Annotated in this window: 20 protein-coding genes; 11 read left to right on the forward strand and 9 right to left on the reverse strand. The window is 65.8% G+C overall.

The window, feature by feature from the left end:
* Nucleotide 1: 1 nt before the first annotated feature.
* On the reverse strand, nt 2–733 hold the full coding sequence (locus tag A8G15_RS09580; RefSeq protein WP_342671561.1) for a DapH/DapD/GlmU-related protein: 732 nt from the start codon (nt 731–733) through the stop codon (nt 2–4).
* Between A8G15_RS09580 and A8G15_RS09585 the strand changes: the two genes are divergently transcribed.
* The 3 genes from A8G15_RS09585 to A8G15_RS09595 are packed head-to-tail and all read left to right on the forward strand — an operon-like array spanning nt 637 to nt 4,111.
* Nucleotides 637–1,884, forward strand: a complete 1,248-nt coding sequence (locus A8G15_RS09585) for a hypothetical protein (RefSeq protein WP_068158484.1) — start codon at nt 637–639, stop codon at nt 1,882–1,884. The genes A8G15_RS09580 and A8G15_RS09585 overlap by 97 nt on opposite strands.
* Entirely contained in the window at nt 1,881–2,783 is a 903-nt protein-coding gene (locus A8G15_RS09590; protein WP_068158486.1) for a glycosyltransferase family 2 protein, read from the forward strand. The genes A8G15_RS09585 and A8G15_RS09590 overlap by 4 nt, the downstream gene beginning before the upstream one ends.
* The gene (locus tag A8G15_RS09595; protein WP_068158489.1) at nt 2,783–4,111 is read left to right on the forward strand and encodes a lipopolysaccharide biosynthesis protein; all 1,329 of its coding nucleotides are present in this window, start codon (nt 2,783–2,785) and stop codon (nt 4,109–4,111) included. Before A8G15_RS09590 ends, A8G15_RS09595 begins: the two co-directional genes overlap by 1 nt.
* Here A8G15_RS09595 and A8G15_RS31745 read toward each other — a convergent pair.
* Nucleotides 4,074–4,217, reverse strand: a complete 144-nt coding sequence (locus A8G15_RS31745) for a hypothetical protein (protein WP_245687784.1) — start codon at nt 4,215–4,217, stop codon at nt 4,074–4,076. The two genes, A8G15_RS09595 and A8G15_RS31745, sit on opposite strands and share 38 nt — an antisense overlap.
* Between A8G15_RS31745 and A8G15_RS31750 the strand changes: the two genes are divergently transcribed.
* The gene (locus tag A8G15_RS31750; RefSeq protein WP_245687785.1) at nt 4,158–4,541 is read left to right on the forward strand and encodes a hypothetical protein; all 384 of its coding nucleotides are present in this window, start codon (nt 4,158–4,160) and stop codon (nt 4,539–4,541) included. The two genes, A8G15_RS31745 and A8G15_RS31750, sit on opposite strands and share 60 nt — an antisense overlap.
* A 133-nt stretch (nt 4,542–4,674) precedes the next feature.
* Here the strand turns inward: A8G15_RS31750 and A8G15_RS09600 are convergent, their stop codons facing one another.
* The gene (locus tag A8G15_RS09600) at nt 4,675–5,835 is read right to left on the reverse strand and encodes a methyltransferase domain-containing protein (protein WP_082899787.1); all 1,161 of its coding nucleotides are present in this window, start codon (nt 5,833–5,835) and stop codon (nt 4,675–4,677) included.
* A 14-nt stretch (nt 5,836–5,849) separates the two neighbouring features.
* Here A8G15_RS09600 and A8G15_RS09605 point away from each other — a divergent pair, with 14 nt between their 5' ends.
* A complete protein-coding gene (locus A8G15_RS09605; protein WP_068158493.1) occupies nt 5,850–6,404 on the forward strand; it encodes a dTDP-4-dehydrorhamnose 3,5-epimerase family protein in 555 nt (184 codons plus the stop codon).
* On the opposite strand, the gene A8G15_RS09610 is transcribed toward A8G15_RS09605, so the two are convergent.
* The 4 genes from A8G15_RS09610 to A8G15_RS09625 are packed head-to-tail and all read right to left on the reverse strand — an operon-like array spanning nt 6,388 to nt 10,117.
* Nucleotides 6,388–7,416 carry an NAD-dependent epimerase/dehydratase family protein gene (locus A8G15_RS09610; protein ID WP_068158494.1) on the reverse strand — a complete coding sequence of 343 codons (1,029 nt, stop codon included), beginning with the start codon at nt 7,414–7,416 and terminating at the stop codon, nt 6,388–6,390. The genes A8G15_RS09605 and A8G15_RS09610 overlap by 17 nt on opposite strands.
* 3 nt (nt 7,417–7,419) lie before the next feature.
* Nucleotides 7,420–8,073 carry a PIG-L deacetylase family protein gene (locus A8G15_RS09615; protein WP_156665322.1) on the reverse strand — a complete coding sequence of 218 codons (654 nt, stop codon included), beginning with the start codon at nt 8,071–8,073 and terminating at the stop codon, nt 7,420–7,422.
* Nucleotides 8,070–8,864, reverse strand: a complete 795-nt coding sequence (locus A8G15_RS09620) for a glycosyltransferase family protein (protein ID WP_068158495.1) — start codon at nt 8,862–8,864, stop codon at nt 8,070–8,072. The genes A8G15_RS09615 and A8G15_RS09620 overlap by 4 nt, the downstream gene beginning before the upstream one ends.
* Nucleotides 8,861–10,117, reverse strand: a complete 1,257-nt coding sequence (locus A8G15_RS09625; RefSeq protein ID WP_068158496.1) for a class I SAM-dependent methyltransferase — start codon at nt 10,115–10,117, stop codon at nt 8,861–8,863. Before A8G15_RS09625 ends, A8G15_RS09620 begins: the two co-directional genes overlap by 4 nt.
* Before the next feature lie 249 nt (nt 10,118–10,366).
* Between A8G15_RS09625 and A8G15_RS09630 the strand changes: the two genes are divergently transcribed.
* The 6 genes from A8G15_RS09630 (at nt 10,367) to A8G15_RS09655 (ending at nt 17,895) form a co-directional block, all read left to right on the forward strand.
* Entirely contained in the window at nt 10,367–10,825 is a 459-nt protein-coding gene (locus A8G15_RS09630; RefSeq protein WP_068158497.1) for a GyrI-like domain-containing protein, read from the forward strand.
* 35 nt (nt 10,826–10,860) lie between these two features.
* Nucleotides 10,861–11,250, forward strand: coding sequence for a hypothetical protein (locus A8G15_RS09635; protein ID WP_245687778.1), 390 nt, complete (start codon nt 10,861–10,863; stop codon nt 11,248–11,250).
* 129 nt (nt 11,251–11,379) lie between these two features.
* Nucleotides 11,380–12,087, forward strand: coding sequence for a hypothetical protein (locus A8G15_RS09640; protein WP_245687779.1), 708 nt, complete (start codon nt 11,380–11,382; stop codon nt 12,085–12,087).
* Nucleotides 12,084–14,210 (forward strand): Rv1355c family protein, encoded by a 2,127-nt coding sequence (locus A8G15_RS09645; RefSeq protein ID WP_082899788.1) that lies wholly within the window; start codon nt 12,084–12,086, stop codon nt 14,208–14,210. Before A8G15_RS09640 ends, A8G15_RS09645 begins: the two co-directional genes overlap by 4 nt.
* 61 nt (nt 14,211–14,271) lie before the next feature.
* A complete protein-coding gene (locus A8G15_RS09650) occupies nt 14,272–16,158 on the forward strand; it encodes a putative bifunctional diguanylate cyclase/phosphodiesterase (RefSeq protein WP_068158500.1) in 1,887 nt (628 codons plus the stop codon).
* Nucleotides 16,159–16,356: 198 nt separating this feature from the next.
* Nucleotides 16,357–17,895: a sugar transferase gene (locus A8G15_RS09655; protein ID WP_082899789.1), complete on the forward strand. Its 1,539-nt coding sequence runs from the start codon at nt 16,357–16,359 to the stop codon at nt 17,893–17,895.
* 85 nt (nt 17,896–17,980) lie between these two features.
* Here the strand turns inward: A8G15_RS09655 and efeB are convergent, their stop codons facing one another.
* Nucleotides 17,981–19,258, reverse strand: coding sequence for an iron uptake transporter deferrochelatase/peroxidase subunit (gene efeB / locus A8G15_RS09660; protein WP_068158501.1), 1,278 nt, complete (start codon nt 19,256–19,258; stop codon nt 17,981–17,983).
* Nucleotides 19,255–20,394, reverse strand: coding sequence for an iron uptake system protein EfeO (efeO, locus tag A8G15_RS09665; RefSeq protein ID WP_068158502.1), 1,140 nt, complete (start codon nt 20,392–20,394; stop codon nt 19,255–19,257). The genes efeB and efeO overlap by 4 nt, the downstream gene beginning before the upstream one ends.
* Nucleotides 20,395–20,450: the final 56 nt, after the last annotated feature.

Consider the following 20,450-nt stretch of genomic DNA (forward strand, 5'->3'; position numbering starts at 1 on the left):
ATCATCTCGGTGTGATGGCAGGTCGTGGAGGACGGACCACGCAGTTCGAGGGGACATCGTCCGTCACCAACGCGGTGGCACCGACCACGCAGTTCGATCCGAGGGTGACGCCACGCAGGACAGTGGCCCTGGCACACACCCACACGCCGTCCTCGACCACAATCGGAGCGTTGTCGAATCCGAAGGTGGCTGATCGGCGATCATGACTGCCGGTGCACAGGTATGCACGTTGCGAAATGCACACGTCGGATCCGATGACGATGGTGTCGATGTCGTAGAGTTCTGCTCCCGTTCCGATCCACGAGTCGTCTCCGATCGAGAGCTTCCACGGCCACTGGATCGTGACGTTGTGTTTGATCAGGACGCCTTGTCCGACCTCTGCGCCGAACCACCGCAGAATGGTGCATCGCAAACGATTCGGACACCACACCTGTGTGAAGATCAGTTTTGACACTGCGACCCAGAGCGCCTGCGCAACCATCCCGCGTCCCTTGTCGTACGAGCGGCCGCGCGCTACTGCCAGTGAGCGATTCGATCCAGTGCTAGGCATTTGCGACAAGTATGCATCGGTCGGAGTCTCGGCCGCTATCGTTTCAATGAGCGTCCATCTTGCTGTAGGGGTGCTTGTTGACCGAAATGGCGTTCGTGCCTGTACAAACCGTGGCTGAACTGCAGCGCGCACATCGTGCTGCGCTCGCACGGGTAACCCTGTTCGCGATCGGCGCCACATCATGTATCCAGCTCGCCAACGTGGCGGTCACCGGACTGTCGGTAATCTGCCTGCTTCTGGTGCCGGCGATATTCCTGATGGAGCACCGGGGCGTGGACCTGATGCCGCTCGCGCTGGCCGTCCTCGGATGGATGTCGTTTCGCGCATCCGGCATCGTCAACGGTGTGAATGTATTGTGGCCGAACGCCATTGCTCCCGGGGCATTTGCGTTGTATCTCGCCGGTCTCACTGTTCTCACCGGCCGTGCGGTGGAGCGGATCGGTACGATCATCGCAGGTATCGCCGCCGGCACCGTCGGTTTCTACCTCATCGAGGGCATCGAACTGACCCATACGGGGAGCTTCCTCGACTTCTGGAAGTACGGGATTGCATTCTCCGTGACAATCCTGGTGCTGTTCGTCTTGACGAAGATGCGTGTGCCGCGGTCCGTTTTCCCGATAGTCCTCGCAATATTCGGACTTGCCAGCCTGGGCCTCAACTTTCGCTCGCATGCCCTTGTCTGTCTGGTGGCTGCCGCGATCTTGGCAACCAGGCCCCTCGGCGTACGACTCGGCCGAGGACTGCAGTTCTCGATCGTGATCTGTTCAGGGCTGGTGTTTGCGTTCGTCATGCCGAACGCGGCGCGTGCCGGCCTGTTCGGGCCGGTGCTCCAAAGGAAGACGATCGAGCAGGACGCGACAGGACTGCGATTGCTGTTGGCCGGTCGTACCGAACCGCCGATGACCGTCACCGCGATTCTCGAGCGTCCAATTCTCGGTTGGGGTAGCGCCGAGAACCTGACGGCACAGGTGTATACCCAGGCGGAGCACTTGGCGATTCGGCTGGGCTTCGATCCGACCTTCCCGTTCGAACTCTACTGGAGACTTCCGCCGAGCGACTTCTCGGCGATGCACTCCATACTGCTGGGATCGTGGGCAGAGGGCGGCGTACTCGCCGTGCTCCTTCCTGTATGGCTACTGGTCGCGTGCATCGGTGTTGTCTGGAACTTCGCGCGGTACGGGATGTGGGCGCCGATAGCGCTCACGGCTTCTCTGCAAGGGATCTGGGATCTGTTCTACGATGCGTGGACGTACAACAGCATTCCCCAGTACGCGTGCATAGCGCTGCTGTTCTGTGGGATGCACTTCCGGACGCGGGCGGTCGATCCGCAATGACGCCGAGTGTCAGCGTAGTCATCCCCACGCTAGTCCGACCGACGCTGCTTCGCGCCGTAATGTCCGTTCTCGGACAGACATTCCGAGTCGAGGAGATCATCGTGATCGCCCCACCGGACGTGCCCGTGCCACTTCCTGTCGATGATCGAATTCTGGTGCTCCGGGCCGAGATCGGCCTCGGCCCTGCTCGCCGAAGGCAACGGGGAATCGAAGCTGCTCACGGCAACGTGATCGCTTTGCTGGACGACGACGACGAGTGGTACCCGACGAAGCTGCAACGCCAACTGGCGGCCGTTGGAGCCGGGGCCGGGGATCACTGGATCACTTCGTCGTGTATGGCGGTCATGGGTCCGGGTACCCGACGACGAACGTGGCCGCGTCGGCTCATCGAACCCGGAGAGTCCATCGCCGACTACTTGTTCCGATTCACGGGATTCACTTCCGGTGGCGCGGTCCTGCAAACGTCGACACTCTGCTTTCCGGTCGAGCTTGTGCGGACGGTTCCGTGGTGTGCCGACGACGACGCCCCACACGAGGAACCGGACTGGTTGATCCGTGTCCAACGTGCGATTCCGCGTGTGCAGGTGATTCAGCTTGCGGACGTGCTGAGCACGTACGACGTCAGTGGTCTGTCCGTATCGCGCAGTTCCATCGACCGTACAGACGAGTACATAGCGTGGGGCCTGAACAGACTGAGTATGGAATCGCCGCGTGTGCGGGGCGATTATCTGTGCACCAGCCCGGTCAGCGCGGCGGTGTTCGCGCGATCGCTGTCAGGAGTGTGGCGTTCGCTCTGGTCGTCGTTGCGGCATGGCAAACCAGGCCCGTTTGCGCTCACCTACGCCGTCCTCTCCGCGGTGCGGATCGTATTGCACCGGCCACGTGCCCCGATCCGCTGATGGCAGCATCGGAGCGGTATCGGCTCGCGCCCGAGGAAAGCCGGGCCGTGGTGTACAGCACGGTATACCGGGTTCTCGGCACGCCGGTAGTCGCGGCACTGGGACTTGTCAACACTGCCGTAATAGTGCGTGAAACCGGGTCTGCCGTGTTCGGGCTCGTGTCGTTGATCGCGACAGTCACGCTTCTTCTCCCCTTCGCGGATCTCGGGATCGGTGCGACGGTACTGAGTGCAAGTGCAATGCTGCACGGGCCGAACCGAGATCCGGGAGCTCCCGAGGTGATCCGGCGCGCCTACCGCGTATTGGGAGCGATTGCTGCCGGATTTGTGGTTCTGGCGTTGGTAGTCATGGCTTTCGACGGATGGGGATTTCTCCTCGGAATGTCGAGTGGTGCCGCAGACAGGTGGGCGATCACCGTCGCCGCATCGGTCTTTGCGCTGACGATTCCTGCCGGTCTCGGGGTACGCATTCTCATAGGTATCGATCGGAATCCTCTGGCCACGCTGGTGCTCATGAGTTGTCCCGTGTTTGCCCTGCTGGTGACATTGCTGCTGAGTGCGCTCGATGTCGATGGGATCTGGTATGCGGTGTCGTCGCTGGGTGGCTTGCTCTGCGGCCTGACTCTGGGCACCGTGCTGGCTCTCCGCGCGAGCGGGTTGGGTTGGTCGGCGTTCGCGAGGGTTTCCCCGACATCGTCCAGGAGTCGGTTGCTGGAGGGAAGCGGGTGGCTCTTCGTCGTGGCGGTGGGAATGCCCATCGGGCTGCAGGCGGGACGGCTTCTGCTCGCTCATCGGTCCGATCCCGCTGAGTTGTCGGAGTATGCATTGATGGCGCAGATCTACGGCGTGTGCTGGTCGGTGTTGTCGACGGCGGGCTTGGCCTACTGGCCGGTGTTCGTGAGACGCAGATCTGCCGTAACCGAGACGGTCCGGATGTGGCGGCGCCTGACTGTGGTGTTCGCCGGTTACGCCGTTGTCGTGGCGACCGGGTTGGCGTTGCTGGGTCCCGGAGTGACATCGATACTGTCAGGTAGGCAAATTGTTGTATCGGTGCCGCTTGCATCGGCTTTCGGGGCTCTTCTCGTGGTGCAGGCGCTGTACCTGCCGGCCAACGTGCTGCTGACCAGACCCGATGAGGCGCGCTGGCAGGCTCTGTGGACGGTGGTGATGGCCGCGGTATGCCTCGGCGTCGGTGGAGTGGCAGCAGGACCGATCGGCGCATTCGGAGTGGTTACCGCATCCGTGTTGGGAATTCTTGTGGCGCAGGTAATTCCATGTTTGCTATGGGTGCCTAGGCTGGTTCGTCGACGTCCCCTGGGTGACGTCTGAGGACGGTGGCCGGCGGGGCGACGACAGTGGTCCCTGGAGGTACGTCGTGAACAACGGTGGCATTCGCTCCCACGGTTGCGCCATCGTGCAGCGTTATGGGACCGATAACGACCGCTCCTGCCCCCACACGCACGTCATCACGAAGGGTCGGCTTACCCTTGGCGTCGTGTCCTATGGTGACCTGCTGATTGATCCAGCAGTGGCTGCCTACCGATTCCGCTGCGACGATCGTGCCGATTCCGTGCTGAATGAACAGACCGGGACCGATCCGTTCTGCGTCGAGTGTAAGGGTGGCCGACGGCCGATAGAGCCGGCGAAGAAGCAATCGAAGTGGCAGCGGTGTCCTGCGAAGTCGGTAGTGGACAAGCGTGCGGAACTCGGGCAGCGCTCCGGCGAGGTAAGCGAAGCGAGAGTACTCGTCGCGTGCTGACAGGTCGGCGTCGCCGATACATCGCATCCACCAGTCTATGTCCTCGGCGACGGCATCGGCCGAGGTCGAACGGCTGACGGTCCACCACAACGGATACACCCAGACCCGCGCACACTCCAGAAGCACTGCCCGCCTACCGTGCATCACGTTTCTCGGAGCACTGTGACTGCAAGCCCGACGCCGGACCGGAGACCGGTGCCTCGGTCGTAGCGGAGCAACGGGCGGATCGGCCGTCGATCACCCAACACCTCTCCAGCGATGGGTATTGCCGCCCCACTTCGGGCAAGAGGTCGGGCAGAGTGAGCAGGACCCGATCCGGTTCGGCAGCGACGAGTTCCTCCGGTGAGATGATCGGAACGTCGGTGCCCGGCATCCGGCGACCCTGCTTGGCCGGTGCGGCATCTGCGACCGCAGTCACGAGCCTGCGGTCGATTCCGGCGAGATGGAACAGCGCCACCGCGCGGGACGCCGCGCCGTATGCGTAGACGCGATTGCCGGAAAGGAACTCGTTCTCGAGCCACGTACGTAGGGAACGAACGTGGTCGTCGGCCGCGCGCTGCAGGCCGCCGACGACACTCGCATCGGTCGTCCCGGCTTCGTCCACGACGACTCGCCGCACGGACTCGCCGGGTGTTCCGCGTCCGTGCACGGCTGCCAGCAGAACCGTTCCGCCGTAGAGGTCGAAGGTCCACGCGTCTGCGGCATGCATCCCGACATCGTCGAGCAACCGGATCAGCGCTGCTGCAGAGTAGTACGCGAAGTGACCGTGGCGCAGTGCGTTCCATTGACCGAGCCGCACAATCGTGGCCAGTGAGTGGAATTGCAGCAGCAACAGTCCGTCCGGTGCGGTGGCTGCGGCTCGTTCGGAGAAGGCCGCTCGCTGATCCGGAGCGTGCATGATGCCGAAGCTGTCGATCACGACGTCCGCGGGTCCGTCGCACGGTGTGAAGCCCCATTCGGCGAGCCGCGGCAACCAGGTGCCGCCGTGGGGGCTCCCGTACTCACGGACCGACGTGCCCCGGAGCCGGCCGGACTCGCCGACCCGCCGTACCGCGTCCGCTGCCTGGTCCGCCAGTGCCCGGGGTTCGATTCCCCGCGGTTCGGCGGCGATGGTGTCGTCGTCGGCCAGTTGTGCCAGCCCGCACGCCGAGCACAGATCCATGGCGAGGAAATGGGACGCCTCGTCGTCGCGGACGGTGGCACCGCTGCGGGGGAAGTGGTCTGCGGCAGGGACCCGGCCGAGATCCAGTACGCGCTGCAGATTCGACATCCCGCATCCGCGGCACGGGTTCATGGGACGATCTCCCCATGCGCATCGAGGAGACGGACCTGTCCGATGTCCTGGTTCTTGTACCGCAACCGGCCCGCGACGACCGCGGATTGTTCACCCGGACGTTCGACGCCTCGATCTTCGACGAGTACCTCGGCAGGCCGGGAGCGGCCGCAGCGTTCGTTCAGGATTCCCAATCGCGTTCTGCCCGTGGTGTTGTCCGGGGGATGCACGGACGTTCCGGATTCGGGGAGGCGAAGCTCGTGCGATGTGCCCACGGCGCGGTCCACGATGTGCTGGTCGATGTGCGGCCCGATTCCCCGACGTTCGGGGCCAAGCAGGCGTTCCGGCTCGACGACGAGGAGTTCCGGCACCTCTACGTTCCTCCGGGATTCCTCCACGGCTTCCAGGCTCTGACGCCGACCGCGGACGTCTGCTACCGGATCGACCGGCCGCACGATCCCAGGGAAGACCTTGCTGTCGCCTACGACGATGCCGATCTGGCGATCGAATGGCCGTTGCCGGTGACGCTCGTGTCCGAGCGCGATGCGAACGCCGGGAGCTGGCGGGAGTTGCTCACGCTGCTGAGGTGACACGGCGCATCGAGTCATCGAGAGCTCCTGTCCTCCTGAGAGTTTCGAGCCGGGCGAGCCGGGTGAAGCGTTCGTCGAAGTCCTCCGCGGTGAGTCCGGCGAGCGTGTAGTGCTCGTACAACTCCGCCGCACCGTCGGCGATACTCCATTCCGCCTCGAAGTCCAGCTCGGTGCGGGCGGCACCGAAGTCCACGCGGTAGGAGCGCGGGTCGGCTCCGTACTCGCCGGTGATCATCAGTGTCGAATCGGGAACGGTGTCGACCACGGCCCGGGCAATGTCCGCGACGGTCCGGTTGTTCATCTCGGAGCCGACGTTGAACGCGTGGCAATGGATCGTGTCGGCGGGTGCCTCCAGGCACCGTGCGAAGGCCCGCGCAATGTCCCGGGCGTGGACGAGCGGTCGCCAGGGCGTGCCGTCGGAGAGGACCTTGACCTTTCCGGTGAGCACCGCGTGCCCCACCAGGTTGTTGAGCACGATGTCCGCCCGCAGTCGCGGAGAGAACCCGAATGCCGTCGCATTGCGGAGGAACACGGGGGAGAACCCCGAGTCTGCCATCGCCGCGACGTCGTCCTCGACCCGGACCTTGCTCTCGGCATAGGGCGTGAGGGGGCGCAGCGGCGCGTTCTCGTCGACCGGTTCCGATCCGGCGGCGCCGTACACCGAACATGTCGAGGCGTAGAGGAACCGGCGTACACCTGCGGCTTTGGCGCACCGTGCGAGCCGGACGGAGGCCGCGTGATTGATCTCGTAGGTGATCTGCGGCTCGAGGTAGCCGAGCGGGTCGTTCGACAGCGCCGCAAGGTGGACCACGGCGTCGAAGCCCGTCAGATGGGCGGCCGTGACCTCGCGGACGTCGAGACACAGGGTCGGAGGGTCGTCAGGCGGGGCACCGAGGACGCAATCGGCGAAGAGTCCGGAGTCCAGTCCGGTCACGGAGTGGCCGTGTGCCAGGAGTACCGGCACCATGACCGACCCCAGATAGCCTTGATGTCCGGTGACGAGAACTCGCATCGTTCATGCCTTTCCGAAGTCGACGGTGGCCTTCTCCAGGACGAACGCCTCGGCATGCGGGCGTCGGCACTGCACGCCGCGGAGCCTGGACAGCCCGAGGAACGCGTCCTCGTCGAACCAGTCGTGGTCGGTCTGGGACGGGTAGTGCTTGAGCAGGATCCGTGCCTTCTCCTCGGCGATCTTGCGAGTCAGCGGGTGATAGATCGTCGTCCGGGGAGTGTCCGATTCCCATTTGAGAATTTCGTAGCCGAGGATCAGATGATCGCGGAACACCGTCGGCACCAGTTCCGCGAGCAGGCGGTGGTCCTGATGCGCGTCCTCGCGTTGCGGCGCGAAAACCACGTCCGGCTCGCACGTGCGGCGGAACGCCTCGAGGGCGGTCTTGATGGCCTCCCAGTACCCGGGGGCGCGACCGTCCGGCACGTCGAGGATGGTGAACTCGATCTCGGCGCCGGGACACAACGCGGCGAGTGCGTGCCGTTCCTCGATCTCACGTCGCGAATCCTCGCCGGCGATGACGAAGATCTGGACGCGCGTGGGCGCGGTCGCGCGTGCCGTCAGTGTCAGCAGTGTGCCGCCGATCCCGATGGCGATGTCGTCGCAGTGCGCGCCGATCGCGGCGATCTCGCGCACGCCTGCGGCCCGGAACTCGATCACGACTGCACCACCGCGGGTTCGGATTCCCACACCGTCCACGGGTGGATGCCGTGCGCGTAGTTGTCGTCCAGTTCGGCACGTTCCTTGAACGTGTCCGCCGGCTTCCAGAATCCGTCGTGGCGGTAGCCGAAGAGCCGTCCCTGGCCCGCGAGGGTCCCGCAGACGTCGGCCACCAGGTCGCCGCCGGGCGGAAGGAGATCGAAGATCTCCTGGCTCAGCACGAAGTACCCGCCGTTCTCGAAGATCGGCAGGTTTCCGACGGGAATGATCTCCTTGATCTCTCCGTTGTCGGCCACGTTGACGCAGTGGAACGACGATTGCGGTGGTACGACGAGCATCGAGGCTGCGGCGCCCGATTCGTGATAACGCTCGATCATGCGGTCGAGGGGCGCATCGGTCAGCACGTCGGCGTAGTTGGCGAGGAAGTAGCGGTCGTCGCCGAGGTGACCGCGGACCCGGCGCAGCCTCTCGCCGATCGCGGATTCGAGTCCGGTGTCGACGAAGGTGATCGACCAGTCGCTGATGTCGGTGTGCAACATCTCGATCCGGTTGTCGTGCATGACGAAATCGTTGGATTGTTCCTCGTGGTAGTCGAGGAAGAACTCCTTGATCTTGGTGGCGCCGTAGCCGAGACAGAGAATGAACTCCGAATGGCCGTAGTGCGCGTAGTACTTCATGATGTGCCACAGCAGGGGTCTGGGTCCCACCATCTGCATGGGTTTGGGAATCTCGTCGTGGCGATCGTTGCGCATGCGCATGCCGTATCCGCCGCAGAAGAGTACGACCTTCATGATCTGACGCTCCTTACGAAGTCGCTGGGACCGATAGCGGTGTGCAGCGTGGGCAGCGGGAAGACGAGACGGCCGCCCCATTCGCCGATGGACCCGAGTTGGTCCGTCAGTTCCGGCTCGAGGTTCCAGGGCAGCGCGACGACGACGTCTGGCCGGTCCTTGTCGAGGTCCTCCGGCGGGCGGATGGGTAGCCGGACGCCGGGCGTGTACCGGCCGTGTTTGTACGGGTTCCGGTCGACGGTGTAGCGCATGAGGTCGGGGCGGATGCCGCAGTAGTTGAGCAGGGTGTTGCCTTTTCCCGGTGCGCCGTAGCCCACGACCAGGAGATCGCGGTCGCGGCAGTCCAGCAGGAACCGCAGGAGGTCCCTGCGGACGGCCTGGGCGCGGGCCTCGAGATCCGTGTAGCCGCCCGTCGTGTGCAGCCCGGCTTGTCGTTCCTCTTCGAGAACGGCTTCGAGCCGTGGTCCGGCGGGGCCGGCGGACTCTTCGGGCCGCGCCCACAGCCGAATGGATCCTCCGTGGGTTTCGAGCAGCTCGACATCGACGATGCACAGGTTCGCGGTCGCCAGAGCACGCATCGCGGACAGGACGGTGTAGTACTGGAAGTGCTCGTGGTAGATGGTGTCGAACTGGGCCGAGCGGACCAGGTTCAGCGCGTGGTGGACCTCGATGCTGAGCCACCCGTCGTCGGCGACGAGGATGCGCAGTGCGCGCGTGAACCCCAGCAGATCGGGGATGTGGGCGTACACGTTGTTGGCGACGACCAGATCGGCCGGGCCGTACTCACGCCGGATGTCCTCGGCGGTACCTTCGTCGAGGAACGCGGTGAGCGTGGGCACCCCGATCCCGCGGGCGGCGGCCCCGACGTTGACGGAGGGTTCGATGCCCAGGCAGGGGATCCCGGCCGAAATCGCGTGGCGGAGCAGGTAACCGTCGTTGCTGGCGACTTCGACTATCGAGGAGTGCGGGCCCAAACCGAGGTCGTGGACGGCCTTCTCGACGAAATTGCGCGCGTGCTCGACCCAGGAATCGGAGTACGACGCGAAGTAGGCGTAGTCCGTGAAGGTGTCCTCCGGGGTGATCAGTGCCGGGATCTGGAGCAGGAGGCATTCCTCGCACAGGCGAAGGTGGAGCGGGTAGGTGGTTTCGGGAAGGTCGAGTTGTTCCTCGAGCAGGAACCGTTCGCACGGCGGGGTGGCGCCGAGGTCCAGGACGCTCAACAGTTGTTCGGAATCGCAGAGACGGCATCTCATCGCTTCACCCCTCGGGCGCTGAGGATCCGCACCGACAGAAAATGGCGACGCAGAGTCCGACAAGCCCAGCTAATCATACTTGGAGCCGGTAGAAAAGACGGAAAGAGACTTCGAGATTGTTTTGGGAGAGATGTGAGAAAACGGCCCCTGGGGGGTCCTAGACTCGAATCAACTCACATCGTTCGCATTCGTCGGGGGACCGTGCGGGATGGCGAGGCGTCCGGAACCTGAGGGTTGGGAGGTTGCCCGATGTCGTTCCAGATCGTCCAGCGAAAACGCACCCTGGTCGCAGGGCTGCCGGTGCGCAGCCCCCGGCGGCCGCTGGGGAAGGTACGCGATCGTGAACTCGAGCGAGCCTGGTCCGCCGTCCTCAAGCAGGAACTCGGCGGCCCGCTGGCGTCGGCCTACACCGACCACGCCGTGGAAGTCGGGTCCTATTACACGCAAATCGTGGGATACCAATGTGATTCGCTCGATCAGGTGACTCCGGGGCACATCGTGTCCTGGCTGCCGGCGGGAAAATACGCGAAGTTCTCGTCGACCGGCACGTTCCCCCAGATCCTCATCGATCTGTGGGACCGTCTCCACGCCGCGGAGAATTCGGGTGAGATCGTCCGTGCCTTCACCGGCGATTTCGAATTCTATCCGCACGCGTACGGAATCGAGTTGTACGTGGCAATCCGTCTTCCCGAAGATATTGGTGTGTAGTGAGTTTCGAGGTAGTGAAAGTTCACTCGTTCGGCGTGGGAGGGTTGGTCCTCCCGGGATTGACACCCGGCGCGGCGGCCCAGCGCTCGGACCTGATGGTCTTCACCGAGGATCGGATCCGTGCCCGTGGCATCGACGAGGTCGTCGTGGCGTACGTGTGCAATCCCGAGGTCGGCTGGTCCGCGGTGGTGGGGTATCGATGCGGTGGGGTCGAGGACCTGCCGGTGGGCGACTCGATGGTGACGGTCCCCACCGCGTACTTCGCTCATTTCACCAACGACGGCGACGAGGGCGACGCGGCCGAGGACGTCTGGAACCAGGTCGAGATCGCGGAGAAGGAGGGGCGGATCGAACGCGCCTACGGTAGCGAAGTGGCGACCATCCGATCGACGGGCGAAACGGACTTGTTCATCCGATTGGTCTGATTACACCGAGGGAATGAGCCGTAAACGCCTCATCCCGGCAATCCGTACGCGATGATTGGTGAATGCGGTCGTCGCCGCGGATGTGTGTGGGCACCGGCCGGGGGAGTGACGGGCGTTCGGAGGCCGACAATGAATCGAGCCGTGCGGCTTGCGTCGGAACCGGTACCGGAATCGGCGCAGTCGCAGGTTTCGGTCCATCGGGACCACGCATCCGGATACCACTTCGTCGCGGCCGCACCGCACGCGGTTCCCGACCTGTGGCACGAGTACATTTCGGGTGCGTTGCGCGCCTACCAGCGGTTCGGCGTGGAGTCGGCGCTGGAGTACGAACGGGTGTGCAGCGGCGAGACGACCGCGCTGTTCCACGCGGCACTCGACGCGAGTGGCGTCGTGGTGGGTGGGTTGCGTGCGCAGGGGCCGTACCGCCGGGCGGACGAGTCCCATGCTCTCCGGGAATGGAAGACACCCGAGGACACCGACCGGATCCGGAGGATGATCGAGGCCCGGATCCCGGCGGGTGTGGTCGAGGCGAAGGCAGCCTGGGTCTCGGAGGAACTACCGCATCGACGTGAACTGACCCTCGCGCTGGCGCAGATGGGTGCCATGTTCATGGACCTGCTCGACGTCCGGTTCATGATGGCCACCGCGGCGGACAATGTGCTCGAACTGTGGAAGACCTGCGGTGGGGTGGTGGACAACCGTGTGCCGGCCACCCCCTATCCCGACGCGCGGTACCGGACGCGCCTGATGTGGTGGGACCGGCAGCACAGCCACGTTCAGGACTTCGTGTTCACCGGTGGGGTGCCGGTGCCGCCGCGGGGCGAGGACTCGGGGTGAACCCGCCCGACGGTTCGGCCTGGGAAGCGCCCGTGCTCGCGGAGGACCGAGCGGCAGACATGGAGACGTTGCGCGACCTGCGCGCGGATCCCGGCATCGAGGTCGTCGATCGTCTGGACGATCAGGTGAAGGAACTTCGGACGGTACTGCCGTCCCCGAGCCGCGACCTGCTCGAGGAGGCGCCGAACTGGGTGCACTATCCGTGGCGGCGGACCGTCGTGCGGGTGCTCGGTCCCCGCTCGTTCCGTCGGCTCCGATTCGATCGGAACCGGAACAAGCTCACGGTGCAGGAGCAGGACAGGCTGCGCGAGCAGACGGTCGGGGTGGTCGGGCTCAGCGTCGGGTCGGCGGTGGCGCAGGCCCTGGCGCTCGACGGCCTGTGCGGGACGCTGCGCCTCGCCGATTTCGATGTGATCGAAGTGTCGAACCTCAACCGGGTCCCCGGCTCGGTGGTGGACATCGGCGTCAACAAAGCCGTCACCGCGGCCCGTCGCCTCGCCGAACTCGATCCCTATCTCGAGCTCTGCGTGTGGCCCGACGGGGTCCAGGTGGACACGGCGGCCGCGTTCGTCGACGGACTCGACGTACTCGTCGACGAGTGCGATTCCTTCGATACCAAGATCGGATTGCGAATCGAAGCCGCGAAACGCGGAGTGCCCGTCGTCATGGCGACGAGCGACCGGGGGTTGATCGACGTCGAGCGCTTCGATCGGAACCCCGCGGCGCCGTTCCACGGGCTGTTCGAGGAATTGCGACCCGAGCACCTGGCCACGTTGACCTCCCGCGAGAAGATCCCGTACGCCCTCCGCCTGCTCGGTGCCGATCGGCTGTCCCCACGGATGGGCGCCTCGCTTCTCGAAGTGGATCGGTCGCTGACGACGTGGCCGCAGCTAGGTAGCGAGGTGATGCTCGGGGGAGCTGCGGTTGCCGCCGCGGTGCGGCGGATCGGCCTGGACATGCCCCTGCGCGCGGGGCGCGCGGGCATGGACATCGACGATCTTCTCGACGGGCTCGTCCGCCCGCCCGGCCCGGCGACACAGCCCGATCGTGCCGCCGCCGACAGCCCTCCCGAGGACCCCGTGGACCGGGTACTGCACGCCGCAGGCAGAGCCCCGTCCGGAGGGAACAGCCAGCCGTGGTCGATCACCGCCGGCAGTGACGGCCTCACGATCGCGTTCGCGGCCGATTTCGTTCCGACCGCCATCGACATCCGCTCCCGAGGCACGTACGTGGCTCTCGGCGCCGCACTGCAGAACGCTCGTATCGCCGCGGCCGCGCACGGAATTCTCGGGCCGGTGACACTCGCGGAGGGGGACCCCGGCCGGACCGGGAAACCCTTCGCGACGATGGAGTTCGACGATGGTGCCGATCCGGTGCTGGCGGCCCAGTACGACCGGATGCTCACCCGTGGCACCAATCGGCGTCCGTGCGACGGGTCGCCGCTCTCGGAGCGCGAACTCGAGGCGCTGCAGGTGTCGGCCGGGCAGGAAGGAGGCGAGATACGCGTCGTGGCGGGTACCGAGAATCTGGCCGCGATTGCCGGGATCCTCGCCGAATCGGACCGGATCCGCTATCTGACCGGAGAATTGCGCCGCGAGATGGTGGCCGAGTTGCGGTGGTCCGCCTCCGGCGGGCTCGAGAGCGGGATCGACGTCGATGCACTGGGACTGGACGACGTCGAGCGGACGTTGCTCGACGTGGCTCTGCGCAACGACGTGCTCGATCAGCTCGAGGAATGGGATCTGGGTCAGGGTCTCGGGCGCATCACCGGTGAGCGGATACTCCGCAGTGCCGCGGTGATCGCCGTGACGGCCCCCGGACCCGATCCCGCCGACTACCTGCGTGCCGGGATGGTCACCGAAAGCGTGTGGATCTGCGCGCACGGGCTCGGGCTGGCGGTGCAACCGACCTCACCGGTGTTCCTGTACGCGGAAGACGACGGCGATCTCGTCCGCCTCTGCGCGCCACGGTTGCAGGCGATCCGCCGGCTGCGTTCCGAGCTCGAGCGCGTGCTCGGTTCGAAACCGGGAGAGCGGCACGCGATCCTGCTCCGAGTCGGTCACGGAACGCCGGAACCTATCCGTAGCGCCCGACGCTCGGATAGGGTACGGAGATCATCCTGAATTCGTCGTCGTACGTGGTCGGGCACAGAATTTCGGTGACGCGGAACGTCGGTGGTGCCAGATGGCTGTCGGAAGTGTCGAGAACATTGTCACGCGGGTGGCCTCGCGTCTGATGCCGGTGGACGCGGTCACGCACAAGTCGGTGATCGAGCAGGTTCTGCGCACACTCGTCGAGCATTTCGGTGTGGACACCTCGTTCCTCAGGTTCAACGACCACGACATCCACGCGACAGTCCTGTTCGCGGAGTGGCCCCCGCGGCCGTTCGTCCCGGATCCGGATCCATTGGGTGTCGTGTATTTCCGTGACGCGGACTCGATCTTCGCGATGACCGAGGACATGAAGGAACCCGCGGTCAGCCGTCCGTCGGAATCCGGTACGGAATACGCCGATCGGGTCTTCGCCGGTTCGGGGGTGCCCGCGGTCTCGGTGGCCGCGGTCCCGTTGATCTCCGGCACGGTCACGACCGGCACACTCGGGTTCATCAAGGTCGGTGAACGGGATTGGACCGAGGAGGAGATCAACTCGCTCACCATGATCGCGGCCCTGCTCGCTCAGGTTCAGGCGCGGGTGCGGGCCGAACAGGAACTGCGGGACGCGGCGTATCACGACGAACTCACCGGACTGGCCAGTCGCCGGGCGCTGCTCGAACACCTCGAGGAGCGGCTGCGGCCGGGGCAAACCGGACCGGTCGCGGTGTTGTTCCTGGATCTGGACAGGCTCAAGCCGCTCAACGATTTCCTGGGACACGCGGCCGTCGACGTGTTCCTCTATCGCACCGCACAGCGGCTGACCCGCGTGTGCGACCCGGCGGACATGGTGGCCCGCCTGGGCGGGGACGAGTTCGTCGTCGTCCTCGACGGTCCGACTTCCCTCGAGGCCGCCCGCCAGCGTGCCGACGCGCTGCGCTGGGCGGTCGGGATGTCGGTGCAACTCGGCAGTCAGGTCGTCGGACGTGGGGGCAGCGTCGGAGTGGCGCTCGGGGAACCGGGCCGCATCACGCCGGTGGCGTTGCTGGGACGCGTCGACGAGGCGATGCTGATGGCCAAGAGCAAGGGCGGCAACAGCGTGGTCGCGTACACCGAGGACATGCGCGGGGCGAGTGAACGCCGCAACCTGATCGAACTCAGTCTGCGGACGTCCATCGACAGTGAACACCTCGCCCTGGAGTACCAGCCGGAGGTGGATCTGGTCGACGGCACGATCGTCGGTGTGGAGGCGCTGGTTCGCTGGAACCATCCGGTGCTCGGGAGACTGCAGCCGACGGAGTTCATCGAGGTGGCGGAGTCGACCAACCTCGCCGGCGAACTCGGTGTCTGGGTACTGCGCGCTGCGTGCTCGCAGCTGGCCGCGTGGAAGAAGGAGATCCCCGGTCTGAAACTCCGGATGAACGTGAACGTCTCGCCGGTGCAGCTGGTGAGCCTCGACTTCGTCGAGACGGTGGAGAGCACCCTCGAGGAGTTCGGGTTGGACAGCTCGTCGCTGGGACTCGAGATCACCGAGTACGTGGTCGTCAGCGACCTGGAACGGTCGCGTATGACGCTGCACCGGCTCGATCGGCTCGGTGTCCGCTGCGCGATCGACGACTTCGGGACCGGGTACAGCTCGCTGGCGCATCTGAAATCGCTTCCGGTGCAGACACTCAAGATCGACAAGGTGTTCGTGCTGAACCTCCAGCGCAGCAAGAGCGATCGCGTCATCGTCGAGTCGATCATGGGGCTGGCATCGGCGTTCGGTCTCGACGTGGTCGCGGAGGGGCTCGAATCCGAGGTGGCCGCTGCAGAACTGCTCGCACTCGGATGCACCCGGGCGCAGGGCTTCCTACTGAGCCGGCCGCGGCCTCCGGACGAGATCGGTGAGTTGCTCCGGCGCGGTCGGATTGTCCTGCCATGGCAACGCGATGGGAACCGCGAGCCCGTCCGGGCGGACGGTGCGCGGAGCCGGAATTGACTCGGCGGGACTGCCGAGGAGCGGACGTTCTGTTCGTGCTGGAGTGAAGGCGTACCACCGGTGGTACGGGGGCCGGTTCGAGCGGTCCGGAGTGGCATAGGTGGAGTACCAGCAGTTCGTTATTGCGCCCAAAACAATCCGCGAGTATGTTTTGATGCTATTGGAGTAATCCATTCCCCGAAATGGGGGTCAATTTCCATGTACAAGAATGACCGCGGTGCAGCTACCGGCGTGGGGGAATTTCCTCCCGGGGGTGCCTACCCGTCCGACCTGGAAGAGCCGGCAGTCTGCGGTGTGCTTCCGGGATGCGCTGCACCGGAACCTGTTTCGCGGCCACGATGGGAACGACGATATACGGCGCTCGCGTTCTGGCTCGATTTCCTGTGTGTTCTCGCGGCCGACGCGGTGGTCACGTTCGGCTATCACCGGGTCACCTTCCCGGCCGGACGATCGCTGGCTCTCGTCGTCATACTGCCGCTCGCGGCCATGATCGCGCTTGCATCTCAACGATCCTGGGATGCAAGAATTATCGGCTCCGGTGTCGAAGAGTTCCGGAGGATCGGACGCGCCTACACGCTCGCGATCGCGGTGCTCGCCGTGGCCGGCTACGCGTGGGGGACAGCCTCCGGTCAATCGTGGATCTTCGGCGCCCTGCCTCTGGCCGCGGTCGCGACCGTGTGCGCCCGCCTCGGGCTTCGCCGCTACATCCGGCATCGGCGCCGTAAGGGCGCGTTCGTCTGGTCGGTCCTGGTCGCCGGGGAGTCGGTCGAGGTGCACGAGCTGCTGGCACGATCGTCGGAGTTCCTCGAATCGGGATGGGAGATCGACGGTATCTGCCTGCCCGCCGATTCCTTCCGGGGGAGGGGCCCGCTCGCAATCGACGACGTGCCCGTTCTGGGCACCGAGGACGACATCGTCGAGATCGTCGCCCTGCACGGGTTCCAGGCGGTCGCGCTGTTGCCGTCCAGCGGATGGACGCATTCGAAGACCCGGTCGTTGAGCTGGGATCTCGAGCGGACCGGCACGGACCTCCTCATGGCCCCTGTTCTCATGGATCTGACCGGCCCGCGCCTGCACATGGCTCCACTCGGCGGTCTGCCGCTGCTCAAATTCTCCGCGCCGCGCTACTCGGGCCCCTCGTGGCTGGTCAAGAACATCTTCGACCGGATGTTCGCGCTGCTGATCGTCGCGTTTCTCGCGCCGGTGCTGCTCGCCATCACGCTCGCGATCCGCGTCACGAGCCCGGGCCCGGTGCTGTTCAAGCAGACACGGGTGGGACGAGACGGACACACGTTCACGATGTACAAGTTCCGCAGCATGGTCGCCGACGCCGAGACCCGGCTGGACGAACTCGCCGACCGCGACGTCGGTGCCGGCGTCCTGTTCAAGATGTACGACGATCCGCGGGTCACCCGCGTGGGCAAGTTCATCCGGAGATACTCGCTGGACGAGCTTCCCCAGCTCTTCAACGTCGTGTCCGGCGACATGTCGCTGGTGGGGCCGCGCCCACCGCTCGAGTCCGAGGTCGCCCGCTACGGCAAGGACGGGATGCGGAGGCGGTTGTTCGTCAAGCCGGGGCTCACGGGACTGTGGCAGGTCAGCGGACGCAGCAACCTGTCGTGGGAGGAATCGGTGCGCGCGGACCTGCGGTACGTGGAGAACTGGACGTTCGCCATGGACCTGTCGATCCTGTGCCGCACGGTCGGCGCGGTGCTGCGCGGCAACGGCGCCTATTGACCTTCGGTGGGCCGTCCACCCCTCGCGGCCCACCTTCCCTGCCTGCGTCGGTGATTCAGGGCGGAATCACCGACGCAGGTGTATCTCACGCCTCGAAGAGCTGCTGTCCCCAGTAGCCACCCGGGGTGGGGCCGGGCGGGCACGCGAACACCGCCGACCCGACGTGCTGGATGTACTCGTTGAGTGCGTCGGCGCGGGCGAGGGCGAGCTGCATCGGCACGAACTGCGTCTGTGGATCCCGGCAGAATGCGATGAAGAACAGTCCGGCGTCGAGGTGGCCGAAGCCGTCGGAGCCGTCGGTGAAGTTGTAGCCGCGCCGCAGGATCCGGATGCCGTCGAGGTTCTGCGCCGACGCCAGGCGAACGTGCGAGGTCTCGGGGACGAGAAGGCCGTCGGGTCCCTTGGACTCGAGGTCCAGCTCGTCGAACTCGTTGTCGAGACCGAGGGGGGCGCCTTCGCGTTTGTCGCGTCCGATCACCGCTTCCTGTTCCTTGAGGATCGCGCGGTCCCACTGCTCGATGAGCATGCGGATGCGGCGGGCCACCAGGTAGCTGCCGCCCGCGAGCCAGGCCTGGTCGTCGGCGCCGTCGACCCACACCGACTCCGCCAGCGCCGCCGGGTCCTCGGCCTTGAGGTTGTTGGTTCCGTCCTTGAATCCGAACAGGTTCCGCGGCGTCACCTGCGAGGTCGACGTCGACGACGTGCGGCCGAACCCGAGTTGTGACCATCGCACCGACGCCGTGCCGAACGCGACACGTGCCAGGTTGCGGATCGCGTGGACCGCGACCTGCGGATCGTTCGCGCAGGCCTGGACGGCGATGTCGCCGCCGCAGCGGGACGGATCGAGGTTGTCGGCCGGAAAGTGCGGAAGGTCCTGCAATGCGGCGGGTTTGAGACCCGTAAGCCCGAATCGGTCGTCGAACAGCGACGGGCCGAACCCGATGGTGAGTGTCAGTTGCGACGCGTCGAGGTCCAGCGCTTCGCCGGTGTCGCTCGGCGGGTGGTACGCACCGTCCCCGGTCGCGCCGTCCTCGGTGGCCTCGAGCCCGGCGGTCATCCGTTCGGCCATGGCGGTCCACGTCTTCAGCAGTTCGATCAGCTCGTCGCGGTCGCGGGTGGTGACGTCGAAGGTCACGAAGTGCATGCGGTCCTGGGCTGGGGTGACGATGCCCGCCTGGTGCTCGCCGTGGAACGCCACGACACCGTCGGTGCCGTTGCCGTCGTCCGGGGCGGTGACCCGGCCGACCACCGCACCTGCGCCGGCGAGTACCGCTCCGGCGCCGACGGCGCCGAACAGGCGTCGCCGGGAGATCCCGGACGTGCCGTGCGGTTCGGGTGGTTCGGTGGTCGGCCGGTCGGTCATGCGCCCGAGGCCTCCGCGATGACGCCCTGCACCTTGCTGACCTCGGCGGACAGCGCGTCGATCAGGCGGGACAGGTCCTGACGCTGCGGTTCGGTGACCGTGTCGTAGGAAACGAACACGTCGCCCTGGCGGTACTGCGCGAGCGCCGCGTCGAGATCCGCGAAGCGAGCGTCGATGGCCTGACCGAGAGTGGGGTCCTGCTCGTCGAGAATCGGGCGCAGCGCGGCGACCGCGGCCTGCGAACCGTCGACGTTGGCCTGGAAGTCGTAGAGATCGGTGTGGGAGAAGATGTCCTCCTCGCCGGTGATCTTCGACGTGGCGATCTCGTCGAGCAGGCCCTGCGCGTCGCCGGCGATGCGCGTCGGGTCGATGGTGTAGTCGTCGGCGTTCACCAGGTCCGCGAGTTCCTGGATGTCCACGGTGAGCTGGTCGGCGATCGCGTTGGTGTCGGGCTTGGGGCCGTCGACCCACAGGTCCTTCTCGAGCCGGTGGAAGCCGGTCCATTCCTGGCCCGGTTCGAGGTCCGCCTCACGCAGGTCGAGGCGCGGGTCGAGGTCGCCGAAGCTCTCGGCCTCCGGCTCGATCCGCTCGTAGTAGGTGCGCGAGAGCGGGAAGAGCCGCTTGGCCTCGTCGATGTTGCCGGCCTTGACGGCGGCGACGAACTCGCCGACCGTCGTGACCAGCGCCTCGGTCTGGCTGCGGATGTAGCGGCGGTAGCCGTCGGCGGCCTCGGCGAGCTTGCCGTCGGCGTCGGTGGCGGCTTTCGAGTCGCCGGTGACGGCGAACGCCGTGCGGATGCCCTCGCCGACCATGCCGGGACGGCACGACAGTTCGTAGTCGCCGGGCTCGGGAATGTTGACGATGAGCTGGCGGGTCAGCCCGGGTCCGATGTTCTCGACCTCGCCGAGGGCACGGTCGCCGGCGTCGAACACGTAGAACTCGGTGACCTTGGTTCCGTTGTTGGTCACCGCGAAGGTGTTGTGCCCGGTGGTGCCCTCGGTGACGGTGACGTCACACGCCGAGTCGGTGGCGGTGACCGCGACGGCGTCGGCGTCGGACGTCGACTTCTCGGTGCAGCCCGCGAGTGCGAGGGGCAGGACGGCGGCTGCCGCCAGGGCATAGGTGGTGCGACGCATCGGGTCGGTGCCTTTCGGAAAAGAGAGATGGAGCAGAAAAGGTGTGCGCCGAGCGC

This window comes from Rhodococcus phenolicus, assembly GCF_001646785.1.
Classification (GTDB): Bacteria; Actinomycetota; Actinomycetes; order Mycobacteriales; family Mycobacteriaceae; genus Rhodococcus; species Rhodococcus phenolicus.

Coding starts and splice junctions, on each gene's coding strand:
- A8G15_RS09630 (WP_068158497.1), top strand. CDS start 10,367: ATGTCGTTCCAGATCGTCCAGCGAAAACGCACCCTGGTCGCAGGGCTG.
- efeB (WP_068158501.1), bottom strand. CDS start 19,258: ATGACCGACCGGCCGACCACCGAACCACCCGAACCGCACGGCACGTCC.
- A8G15_RS09580 (WP_342671561.1), bottom strand. CDS start 733: ATGATGTGGCGCCGATCGCGAACAGGGTTACCCGTGCGAGCGCAGCAC.
- A8G15_RS09600 (WP_082899787.1), bottom strand. CDS start 5,835: ATGAACCCGTGCCGCGGATGCGGGATGTCGAATCTGCAGCGCGTACTG.
- A8G15_RS09655 (WP_082899789.1), top strand. CDS start 16,357: ATGTACAAGAATGACCGCGGTGCAGCTACCGGCGTGGGGGAATTTCCT.
- efeO (WP_068158502.1), bottom strand. CDS start 20,394: ATGCGTCGCACCACCTATGCCCTGGCGGCAGCCGCCGTCCTGCCCCTC.
- A8G15_RS09610 (WP_068158494.1), bottom strand. CDS start 7,416: ATGCGAGTTCTCGTCACCGGACATCAAGGCTATCTGGGGTCGGTCATG.
- A8G15_RS09585 (WP_068158484.1), top strand. CDS start 637: ATGGCGTTCGTGCCTGTACAAACCGTGGCTGAACTGCAGCGCGCACAT.
- A8G15_RS09620 (WP_068158495.1), bottom strand. CDS start 8,864: ATGAAGGTCGTACTCTTCTGCGGCGGATACGGCATGCGCATGCGCAAC.
- A8G15_RS09590 (WP_068158486.1), top strand. CDS start 1,881: ATGACGCCGAGTGTCAGCGTAGTCATCCCCACGCTAGTCCGACCGACG.
- A8G15_RS09650 (WP_068158500.1), top strand. CDS start 14,272: ATGGCTGTCGGAAGTGTCGAGAACATTGTCACGCGGGTGGCCTCGCGT.
- A8G15_RS09595 (WP_068158489.1), top strand. CDS start 2,783: ATGGCAGCATCGGAGCGGTATCGGCTCGCGCCCGAGGAAAGCCGGGCC.
- A8G15_RS09605 (WP_068158493.1), top strand. CDS start 5,850: ATGCGCATCGAGGAGACGGACCTGTCCGATGTCCTGGTTCTTGTACCG.
- A8G15_RS09625 (WP_068158496.1), bottom strand. CDS start 10,117: ATGAGATGCCGTCTCTGCGATTCCGAACAACTGTTGAGCGTCCTGGAC.
- A8G15_RS09640 (WP_245687779.1), top strand. CDS start 11,380: ATGAATCGAGCCGTGCGGCTTGCGTCGGAACCGGTACCGGAATCGGCG.